9 protein-coding genes are annotated in these 10720 nt (G+C 54.1%); all 9 read left to right on the plus strand.

The genetic code is table 11. From position 1 onward, the window contains the following. The first annotated feature begins 16 nt into the window (after window positions 1-16). Window positions 17-514, plus strand: coding sequence for a cell wall elongation regulator TseB-like domain-containing protein (locus tag PVA01S_RS13130; protein WP_127607987.1), 498 nt, complete (start codon window positions 17-19; stop codon window positions 512-514). Window positions 515-703: 189 nt separating this feature from the next. After that, a complete protein-coding gene (locus tag PVA01S_RS13135; RefSeq protein WP_127607988.1) occupies window positions 704-1240 on the plus strand; it encodes a hypothetical protein in 537 nt (178 codons plus the stop codon). A gap of 139 nt (window positions 1241-1379) precedes the next feature. Then, complete coding sequence (locus PVA01S_RS13140; RefSeq protein ID WP_372814461.1) at window positions 1380-2735, plus strand: AAA family ATPase; 1356 nt, start codon at window positions 1380-1382, stop codon at window positions 2733-2735. A gap of 158 nt (window positions 2736-2893) precedes the next feature. After that, on the plus strand, window positions 2894-4471 hold the full coding sequence (locus PVA01S_RS13145) for an N-acetylmuramoyl-L-alanine amidase family protein (protein ID WP_127607989.1): 1578 nt from the start codon (window positions 2894-2896) through the stop codon (window positions 4469-4471). A 12-nt stretch (window positions 4472-4483) separates the two neighbouring features. Next, a complete protein-coding gene (locus PVA01S_RS13150; protein WP_127607990.1) occupies window positions 4484-5071 on the plus strand; it encodes a GerMN domain-containing protein in 588 nt (195 codons plus the stop codon). 57 nt (window positions 5072-5128) lie between these two features. Then, window positions 5129-7894 (plus strand): S-layer homology domain-containing protein, encoded by a 2766-nt coding sequence (locus PVA01S_RS13155; protein ID WP_127607991.1) that lies wholly within the window; start codon window positions 5129-5131, stop codon window positions 7892-7894. Window positions 7895-8081: 187 nt separating this feature from the next. Continuing rightward, window positions 8082-8813: an endonuclease III gene (gene nth, locus PVA01S_RS13160; RefSeq protein WP_412760994.1), complete on the plus strand. Its 732-nt coding sequence runs from the start codon at window positions 8082-8084 to the stop codon at window positions 8811-8813. 7 nt (window positions 8814-8820) lie between these two features. Further along, window positions 8821-9093, plus strand: coding sequence for a hypothetical protein (locus tag PVA01S_RS13165; protein WP_054797738.1), 273 nt, complete (start codon window positions 8821-8823; stop codon window positions 9091-9093). Window positions 9094-9177: 84 nt separating this feature from the next. After that, the coding region (locus tag PVA01S_RS13170; RefSeq protein ID WP_174817582.1) for a dynamin family protein at window positions 9178-10720 on the plus strand (1543 nt) is incomplete at its 3' end.

The following is a 10720-nucleotide window of genomic DNA, read 5'->3' on the forward strand; positions in this document are numbered from 1 at the left end:
GAAAGGAGCGCCGTCCGTGCGTAAACGATGGAAATGGTCGCTATCCGCGGCCGCTATATTGATTGTCGCCGCGGTCGGTTTCAATTGGCTGTACCGCGCGGTGTCGGCCGATGAGTGGAACGTACAGCGCGCAGCTGTAATCAGCGCTTATGAGAAGACCGTACTGACGAAAGCAGTTAAGGTCGAGAGGTTTATAAGCGATAAGTCGTATACGGTCATTACAGGGGAAAATAAGCTCGGTCAGCCGGTATACGTATGGGTGGGCGAGAACGAGATACGTACGGAGATGGCTGCCAGCGGCATCCCGATGTCCGAGGCTGCGGCTAAAGTAACGGCCAAGCACCCTTCGGCGACTATACTCAGGGCGACACCCGGCATCATGAACGACAAGCCGGTATGGGAAGTGTTCTACAAGCTGACACCGGAAGGGCAAGATCGCGAACAGCATTTTTACGATTATTATCAGTTTCAGGATGGCGCCTGGATCGATACATGGCGTTTGTCCATCCAATAAAGTCCGGTCTCAGCCGCCTCGGTTCGTGCATATGCACGAGCCGAGGCGGTTTTGCGTTGCTTTGGAATTGCCACACTTTGTATACACAACTCGTATATATTATATGATATACTTTCAATACAGAAATGTTGATATACGAATTGTGCGGCACCCAATTAAATATATTCAAAGAAAGGGGGACGTCAGCTTATGAAGTTACGTCTCTTACCTGTCATATTGAGCGTTGTAATCTCCTCTACGTTATTGTTTGGAGGGTATTTCGCCTATCAAAGCTATGCGATGGAAAATCCGCTGCAGAAGATCGTCAACGGGATTGAGGGCGTTGAGCTAGTATCTACACATTTGACTGCGGACAAGGCTGCCATTGACGTGAAACTGGCCGCGGGCAAGAGCTTGCGGGAAGTGTACAGCACCATTCAAACGGAAGGAAAGCCGGTCATCGGCGACCGCGAGCTTCAGATCAAGGTGCAAAACGGTTCTTCGCCGCGGCTTGATGCCTGGTGGTCTTCGGTGTTGTTCGAGGTCGCGCAAGCGATGGAAACGAAGCAATACGCGCAAATTCCGAAGACGCTGCAGGCGCATACGGAAGCTGACCCGAACGGGATCCGCGCGACGACTGAAATGGACGATCGGTATGTTTATATTACGTTAACGGACGGTGAATCGAGCAAATATATCATGCTGCCTAGAACGCCTGCGAAAATGGGGGTGTGGCCAAGTGAGTAAGTACGGTAAAGAAATTTTGATCGGCGCCGTGCCGGTCGTGATCTTTTTCTTATATTTCCTGGGTGTGAACATCATCCCGATTGTATTTATGTCTGTCATTTTGGGTACCTTCCTGTATATGAGCCGTGCCCGCAGCGGCATGGGGCTCAGCTCGGACCGGAAGGCAAGAGCGAAATCTCCGGTATTTATGACGTTCGACGACATTGGCGGACAAGAGCGGGCGAAGCGGGAACTGAAAGAAGCGCTTGATTTTATTATTCGGCATGAAGATATTAAGAAGCTCGGCATACGGCCGTTGAAGGGCATATTACTGACAGGACCTCCGGGAACGGGGAAGACGTTGATGGCGAAAGCGGCCGCGCACTATACGAATTCTGTGTTTATGGCGGCTTCCGGCAGTGAGTTTGTTGAAATGTATGTCGGTGTCGGGGCAAGCCGAATTCGCGATTTATTTAAAGAAGCCCGCGCTCGCGCCGTAAAGGAAAATAAAGAAAGCGCGATTGTCTTTATCGATGAGATTGACGTCATCGGGGGGAAGCGGGAAGGCGGTCAACAACGCGAATATGACCAGACCTTGAACCAGCTTCTTACCGAAATGGACGGTATTCATACGACTGAAAGTCCGCGCGTGCTGATTATGGCCGCGACGAACCGCAAAGAGATGCTCGACAGCGCTTTGCTGCGTCCCGGCCGATTTGACCGGCATATTGAGGTCGATTTGCCCGATAAGAAGGGGCGTCTGCATATACTGAAGATTCACGCGAAAAATAAACCGATCGCCGAGGATGTCGATTTGGAGGCGGTCGCGAAAGAGACGTTCCAGTTCTCCGGCGCGCAGCTTGAGAGTGTCATGAACGAAGCCGCGATTTATGCGATGCGCGAACAATCCGAGACGATCAAAGCCCGGCATTTGTCGCTCGCCGTCGATAAAGTCATGCTGGGCGAGAAGACGGACCGCGAATCGACGAAGGAGGAACGGGACCGGGTCGCGCTGCACGAGCTTGGACACGCCATCGTGGCCGAATGCGTTCGCCCGGGATCGGTATCTCAAGTGTCTCTTAGTCCGCGCGGCAAGGCGCTCGGATTCGTACGGCACAATCCGCAGGCCGACCAGTATTTGTACACGAAACAGCAAATTGAAGAGCAGATCATGATCGCGCTTGGCGGTTCCGTGGCCGAAGAGATGTTCTACGGTAGCCGCAGCACCGGCTCGCGCAACGATTTCGAGCAGGCGCTGCAGATGGTTCGCACGATGATGGATTCCGGTTTGACGAAGCTCGGGATCATCGACCGCAATATGGTGACGAAGCAGGAGCTGATGAGGGAGAATGCGGCGATTTTGGACGAGCTGACGCAGTCGACGCGCGAATTGCTGGAGCGTCATCGCCAGGTGTTCATGGAATCGCTGGACATTTTGACCGCTGAGGAAGTGTTGTCCGGGGATCAGTTCCGCGAACTGCTCAAGAAGATTGAAGCTGCACAGCAAACCGCATAGATTTTAGACAATAACAAGGGGCAATCCGATGAGATTGCCCCTTTTTCGCATGATTTCCGGCGAAATCAAAAAAAATGACCGAACCTGCAACTTTTTTGGCGAATCATAGTCTAATAGAGTAATAGAAATTGTCAAATTTTTGAGGTTCGAGGTGTACGATGAAGTTTCTAACGTCTTGGTTTACGCTGCTGCTGCTGTCGTTATTGCTGATTCCGGCCGTTTTTGCCGAATCGCCGTCGATTCAATTGTTTATGAACGGAAAGCAGTTGGTCCCCGAAGTATCCCCCCGCATCGTCAACGGCAATACGATCGTGCCGGTCCGGATTATCGCAGAATCTCTAGGTTCCAAGGTGTCTTGGGATGCCAAGCAGCGGAAGGTCAGCGTCGATCAAGGACAAACGAGTATCCAGCTGTTTATCGACAAAACATCCGCCGTGGTGAACGGAAAAACGCATCAGTTGGAAGCGCCGCCGGTCATTATTGGCGGGAATACGATGCTGCCGCTTCGTTTTGTGGTCGAACAATTGAATACGAAAGTGACGTGGGACGAGCTGACGCGCTCGGTCTTTATGTACAAGCAAGAAGACAGCGGCGCCAAGCCTGTTGAAGCCGGTCAACCGGACGTTAACGCCGGAGGCGTTGCCTCAAAGCCGGGCAGCCCGAATTCGGGACAGCCGCCAGCGGCGAAAGACGACCCGAAACCGAACGGCGGGGGAAGCGGATCGCAGCAAGAGCTCCCGGCGAGCGGCGGAGCAGGCAAAGATCAAACGGCGGTGCTGCCCGTACCGGACGGACAGCCGGTGAAGGCAGGCGAGCTGCCGGTCGGGGCGGGTAACGCCGCGACTTTGCCGAATGCGGTTTATGCGATTGCCCTGAACAACGACGAGCTTGTCGTACACACGTCAAGCGAGAGCGTGTTAAACCCGAAAATTTTCCGTTTATCAAATCCGGACCGTCTTGTTATCGACGTGCCCGGCGTAGAGCTCGATACCGCATTAACGGCTGTAATGAACGGCCAATCCGAAGGAATCTTGGCGCTTGCGAACGATAAGGTATCAAAAATTCGTTACTCTCTATTTTCAAAAGAAGATTCTATCGTTAGAATAGTAGTAGATTTGGCTAAGAAGGTTCCATTCAGCTATACGCCTTCCGATAAGCCGGGTCAGTTCTCGATTCAATTCTCGGAGCGGCGTTCGAAGTTTCTCGTCTATGTAGATCCGGGTCATGGAGACGGAGATCCGGGCACGAGCTCTAAAGCGACGGGACGTCAAGAGAAGACGTTCGTCCTTGCGGTCGGCAAGAAGGTGGCCGCGCTGCTCGAGAAGGAGCCGAACATTCAGGTTGCCATGACGCGCTCGGACGATACGTTCGTGAAATTGCAGGACCGTGTCGCGATGGCGAACAATGCGGACGCCGATCTGTTCGTATCGATCCATGCCAACTCCGGCAGCAAAGAATCAATCGGCGGAACGGAAACGTTCTATAACACGGAGCAAAGCCTGCCTTTTGCAAAGATTATGCATCAGGAACTGCTGAACGCCACAGGCTTCCCGGACCGCAAGGTGAAGTTCGGGGATTTGCACGTCGTCCGCGAAACGACCATGCCGTCGGTGCTGCTGGAAATCGGATTTATGAGCAACAAGACCGAAGAAGAACTGATGTTTCAAGATGCTTTTCAAAACCAGGTAGCTGCAGCCATCGTACGAGGCATCAAGAAGCAGCTTCACCTGGAATAAGGAGTGTTTTCCATGCAAAACCATTGGCGTCATACCTTAGCTGCCGCAGCCATTCTCTCGGTCGTGCTGTCGGGGTGCGGACAAGCCAAACCGTTAAACGGAACACAATCGAACCAAACGGCTAAGCAGCCCGCCCACCAAACGGAACAAGGCCAAACGTCCGGCGGCGGTTCGAACTCACAAGCGCCTGCCGCAGCGTCCGAGCAGTCCAAGATATCGAAGGTCATTAAAACGTATTACAGCGACGCCGAGTTCACGAAGCTCGTAGAGCAGCAAGCCAAGATCGAGTTCAAGAACGAGGCCGATCAATATTTGGCCGCGTTGAATCAGTTGAAAAAAACGCCGGACGATACAACGATCTCCTTGTGCAAAGAGATCTCGTTCAAGTCGGCCGTGCTGAAAGACGGTCAAGTCACCGTCGACCTCTCCCTGCCGGACGCGGCGCGTCTTGGCTCGCCGGGCGAAGAAATGCTGCTGGACGCTTTGAAGAAAACGTTATTTCAATTCAGCGAAGTGAAGACGATTGAAATTTTGCTCGACGGCAAACAAGTCGAAAGCTTGATGGGGCATATGGAGCTTCCGCATCCTATCAAACGATAGCCGTAAGAGCCATCCGATAACTGACATCCGAAGAGACCGAGAGGAGTTCGCCCTTACATGAACAGAAAGAAAAAGAAACAAACCCGCAAGCTGACGGCTGCCGTACTGGCGCTGACGCTGGCTTTCAGCGGATCCGCTTTCGCGGCGGATCCGGTTCCGACAACGACGTCGAGCAGCAGCGGCCTCGTGCTGCGCTTCTCCGACGTCGAAGCCAGTCACTGGGCGATCAAACACGTGACCAAGCTGGCGTCGCTCGGTATCATACAAGGGTACGAGAAAGCGGAATACCGGCCTGAGAATACGGTTTCCCAGCAGGACGTCATCATCATGGCCATCCGCATGATGGGGCTTGAGGACGAAGCGCTGGCGAACAAAGCGGAAACCGTGCTTCCGGTGCTCGTCAGCGACTACGCCAAACCTTACGTCGCGTACGCTTTCGACAAAGGCTTGATTTTGCCGGCGGAAGAGCTTGAGAGCACGCCTGCCAAGTCGGTCTGGGGTTCCCGCGATGCGTCCCGCGAATGGGTGGCCAAGCTGGTTATCCGCGCAATCGACAAAACGGATTTGGCGAAGCAGCACGCGAGTTCGACCGTGCCGTTCACGGACGCAGCCGATTTCTCGGCATGGGCTAAAGGTTACGTGAATGCGGCTGTGCTGCTCGGCATCGTGCAAGGCTTCGAGGACGGGGGCTTTAAACCGGGCGGGAAAGTAACGCGGGCGCAGATGGCCACGTTCTTGAGCCGGGCGGACAAAGAGCTGACGACGCGTTCCGAGCGTGTTACGATCGGATACGTGATGGAGCTGACGGATAAGAAAATCAGTGTCCTGAACGATAAAAACGAAACGATTACATACAACCTTTCGGCCGATACGGTGATTTACAATGCGAAAGACGACAGCCGCATACCGCTTTCGCAAATCAAGCTGACGAATCAAGTGTATCTGGTGCAGAACTTGAATAACGCCTTGTATGTGGAACTGACGGACGAATCGGAAAAAATGGAAATCGTCGAAGCGACCCTGAACGACGTATTCCTGGATCAGATGATCGTATCGGTCCAGCAGGGCAATCAGAAGAAGCTGTTCGAGCTTTCATCCAATGTATCCGTTACGGATAAGGACGGTCGCGGCCAAAGCATTGGCTCCATTCCGCTCGGCAGCGTCATCGAGTTGAAGCGCAATACGCTGCTGAAGGAAACGAAAATTACGCATATTGTCGTGAAGCAGGTGCCGCTGAGCAAGACGGCGGAAGGCACGGTGCTCAGCGTCGACAAGACGCAGAACGTGATCAGTCTGCTGGAGAAAACGAGCGGCCAAAGCGAAACGTATTCCCTGGTCGATCCCGTTCTCGTGACGCTGCAGGACGGAACGCCGGCCGACTTATCGAGGCTTCATGTGGGCGATTCGGTCGGGTATGAGGTGAAAGCGAATAAGCTTGTGTCCGTTTCCGTGAAGAAACAGGCGGACGTGGTGACGACGGTACAAGGGACGCTCACGGCCGATGTCAGCAAAGATTCGCGAATCATTACGATCACGAAGTCGGGAGGAAGCTCGCTCGCTTCTTATTTCGTCAACGATAACGCGATCGTGTCCATCAACGGGTTATCGGCCGCAAGCTTGTTCGATTTGGAGAAAGGCGACGAGCTTACGCTTGATTTGCTGAACGACAAGGTCGTGAAGGTGTCGGTGACAAGCCGCGAAGTTGAAACGATTGAGTTCGCCGGCATTATCAATTACGAACCGACGTCTAAAGTGCTGACGGTGACCAAAGGCAACGATGAGGTCGATGCATTCCAGATCACCGATGAAACGACGATCAAGTATGCCGGTTCGACGCTGCCGGTCTCGCAGTTCCAAACGACGTTTATTGGAACCCAGTCGGGCGCAACGAACACGGACCGTAACAAGAAAGTCAACTTGAAGGTATCGAAAAAACGTATCGTAGCCCTCGAAATGACTCAAACGCTGGATGCGACGGTCACGCAAGTGAATACGGCGACCTTCGAAGTGACGATCCGTACGGCGGGCGGCAAGAGCCTGGTCTTTAAAGCGCCGGGCGCTACCGTCGAAATGCAGGATAAAGCAAACGGCACGCTGGCCGATCTGAAGGTAGGCGATCCCGTACGCGCAACGCTTCTGTTCACGCAGGATATGATCGGTTCATTCGCCGTGAAGAAATCGAGTCTGTACAAAACGCAAGTGACGAATGCGAACACGAAACAGGTTAGCGTAAAAGATGAGAACGGCGGCGGTCTGGTGACGTTCACGGTGGACAGTCTCGATAAAATCGTCAACCCGTATAAACCTGCGGCCGCGTTCGAAGATATTCTGACCGATGAGTATGTGAAGGTGAGCTTCACCGGCGCCAAGCTGGATCAGCTTACGATATTGTATACGATTCGCGGGAAAGTGAACGCGGTTGATGCGTCCATCGGCACGGTAACGGTTCAAGACTTCCAGGGCGGCGTACACGTGCTGCCGCTCGGACAAAACTTTACGGTCAAACAAGCGGACGGCACCGTCACGGCGACCTTGACCTCGTTGAAAGCAAACGATCGTGTCGAGATCGTGAAAGATGCAAGCGAGAAGACGATCCTCCGCGTTGCAGCCGCAGCGAAACGAACCTTCGCCTCCTTCGACAGCGTCTTGAATCAGGTCGTATTCAAACCGATCGGAAACGGCAGCAAAGATCGTTATAACTTGTTTGCCCGCGCTTATCTGCATAAAGGCGCCCAAACCGTAACGCCAGGCGCATTCGCCGACAGCGAAGAAGTGAACGTATTCGTGATCGACGATAAAATTGTTGAAATTGAGAAGCCTTAACCGCACTTTATTGAAACTTTTTACGCATTGGAACCGTCTAGCTAGTAGGATTTCCTGCTGGTTAGGCGGTTTTTCGCTGATTAACACGAATTTCGTAAAAAATTCTTATTTTCTTATCAGATTTCATTGATTCGGGTTCCATGATTCGGTAAACTAAATAGACAGCAGCTTCGAAGGAGGGGGCGGGATGCCATTGAATCGAACACAAGTGCGAGCGATCCTGGACACGATGGCAGAAATGTTTCCCGACGCCCACTGCGAGCTTACTCATTCCAATCCGTTCGAGTTGACGATTGCCGTCCTGCTTTCAGCACAGTGCACCGACGAGACGGTTAACAAAGTGACCGCGACGTTATTTCAGAAGTACAAGAAACCGGAAGATTATTTGGCCGTGCCGCTGGAGGAATTGGAACAGGACATTCGCCGGATCGGGTTGTTCCGCAACAAAGCGAAGAATATTCAAGCGTTGTGCGCCATATTGCTGGACAAGCACGGCGGGGAAGTGCCGCATGAGCACGAGCAGCTGGTGGAGCTGCCCGGGGTTGGACGCAAGACGGCTAACGTCGTCGTTTCGAACGCTTTCGGCGTTCCCGCCATCGCGGTGGACACGCATGTCGAACGAGTCTCGAAGCGGCTTGGACTGGCGGGCGCGAACGACTCGGTGCTTGAAGTCGAGAAGAAGCTGATGAAGATCGTTCCGCGCGAGGAATGGACGCAGACGCACCACCGGCTCATTTTTTTCGGTCGTTACCACTGTAAGGCTCAGACGCCGAAATGCGAGATTTGTCCGCTCGTCGAAGTATGCCGTGAAGGAAAGAAACGTATGAAAACGGGCTCAAACAGGAAACCTATACCAAAGGGACCCAAACGAGAAACTAAACGAGAAACCAAACGCGAGATTCAAGCGAAGAAAGGATAGGATTACAATGAAATGCATTTCGGTGTATACGAACGACTTTGAGGTATTTTCAGATATTTACGAAAAGGTGCTCCAGACACCGCTTCAAGAAAATGAAGAGCTGCAGGTAGACGGCATTATCGTGTCCGAATCCGGCAGCGTGCCGGAAAACTATTTGACCCGCATGAAACAGCGCCCGGAAGTCGTAGTGATGAAAGTGAAGGATAAGGACATCACGATTTTACAACACCGCGACGTGTTCGAAATATTTATTCCCGAGACGGAAAATGTGATACACTAAAACCGAAGCGATTCGGTTTTTTTCTTTTCGTTTTTTCTTCGTACGGATCGTTTCGATCAGAGAGAGGGCAGGGTAGACAATCGGATGAAAAGCGTACTGACAACATCATCGGACCTGGCCGCGATTCAGGGAGGCGATAAGCCGGCAGTCATGGCTTCGCCCGTTGAAGCGGTTAACGCGTTACTGGCTATTATGGAACAAGCGGGCGACTACGAGCACGCGAACAAGCTGAAGCAGCTGCTGGCGAAAGCCGAGAGCGGACGGCTGAATTTGGCGTTCTGCGGGCATTTTTCCGCAGGAAAATCAAGTTTGATCAACAGGCTATGCGGGCATCCGCTGCTGCCTTCAAGTCCCATCCCGACGAGCGCAAACATCGTCAGCATCGCAAGCGGGGAGGCGGGAGCGCGAGTCGTGTACCGGGGGGGAACGGATTCGGAGCCTGGAGCTGCCGATGCGTCCCGGTCCGAGCGGGTGCCGCTGGAAGATCTGGCTGCTCATTGCCGCAACGGGGAACAGATTGAAACGGTAGAAATCACGTACCCGATCCCGTTCCTGAAGGATCATGCCGCGCTGCTCGACACGCCGGGGATCGACTCGACGGATGACGCGCATCAAATGTCGACGGAATCGGCGCTTCATCTGGCCGACGTCGTCTTCTATGTGATGGATTACAATCATGTGCAATCGGAAGTCAATTTGGCGTTTACGAAAAAAATGACCGAATGGGGCAAGCCGCTCTATTTGATCGTGAATATGATCGATAAACATCGCGAGCACGAAGTGAAGCTTGAGACCTATAAAGCCGGCGTACAGGAAGCGTTCGCGAGCTGGGGCGTACGGCCGGACGGGATCGTTTACACGTCCGTCAAGGTCCCCGATCATCCGGCCAGCGAATGGAGCAAGCTTGACTGGCTGATCGGCGAATTGATCGGCCGGCGTGAGGGACTCGTGGCGCAAAGCTTGGAGAAGTCCGCCCGCGCGCTTGCGCTCGCTCATGCGGCCAAGCAGGCCGAGGCGAACGAGCCGGTCAAGGAAGCGCTGCATGCGCGTTTGGCTGAAGACGAAGAAGCGGAATCGGCGCAGCGTGAATACGGTGAGGCCGCCGCCGAGCTGCAGCGGTTGGAAGGGCTGCCCCATGCGCTGCTCACTCTACTCCGCAAGGATGTGACGGCGCTGCTTGACAACGCCAACGTCATCCCGGCGGCGACGCGCGACCTCGCACACGCGTATTTGGAGAGCCGCCGGCCCGGCTTCAAGGTCGGCTGGCTCGGTTCGGCGGCGAAGACGGCTGCCGAACGGGAGCAACGGCTGGCCGCCTTGCATCAGGACTTCGTCTCGCAGGTGCAGACGCAGATCGAACGCCATGTGCAGCTGACGTTGAAGCGGCACCTGGACGGGCAAGGGCTGCCGAAGGAGCGCGTCCAGCTTGTCGCGGACGAGGTGACGTTCGACCTGGCGCCGGATTGGCTGGCCGCACAGGTGAACGAAGCGGCGGTGTTCGGGGGCGAATACACGCTGACGTATTCGAAGCAGATTGCCGCTGAAGCAAAGGCGGCCTACCGCAAGCTGGCGCTGGCCGCGGCCGAGCGGCTGACGGCCGAGCTCGCGGCGGCGCTCGCTCCGCAGC

The sequence above is a fragment of the Paenibacillus validus NBRC 15382 genome (genome assembly GCF_004000985.1).
Taxonomy (GTDB): domain Bacteria; phylum Bacillota; class Bacilli; order Paenibacillales; family NBRC-103111; genus Paenibacillus_G; species Paenibacillus_G validus.

Bases quoted from the DNA above. Each gene is read 5' to 3' on its own strand.
- PVA01S_RS13140 (WP_372814461.1), top strand. From the start codon at position 1,380: ATGGGGCTCAGCTCGGACCGGAAGGCAAGAGCGAAATCTCCGGTATTT.
- PVA01S_RS13135 (WP_127607988.1), top strand. From the start codon at position 704: ATGAAGTTACGTCTCTTACCTGTCATATTGAGCGTTGTAATCTCCTCT.
- nth (WP_412760994.1), top strand. From the start codon at position 8,082: ATGCCATTGAATCGAACACAAGTGCGAGCGATCCTGGACACGATGGCA.
- PVA01S_RS13150 (WP_127607990.1), top strand. From the start codon at position 4,484: ATGCAAAACCATTGGCGTCATACCTTAGCTGCCGCAGCCATTCTCTCG.
- PVA01S_RS13145 (WP_127607989.1), top strand. From the start codon at position 2,894: ATGAAGTTTCTAACGTCTTGGTTTACGCTGCTGCTGCTGTCGTTATTG.
- PVA01S_RS13165 (WP_054797738.1), top strand. From the start codon at position 8,821: ATGAAATGCATTTCGGTGTATACGAACGACTTTGAGGTATTTTCAGAT.
- PVA01S_RS13155 (WP_127607991.1), top strand. From the start codon at position 5,129: ATGAACAGAAAGAAAAAGAAACAAACCCGCAAGCTGACGGCTGCCGTA.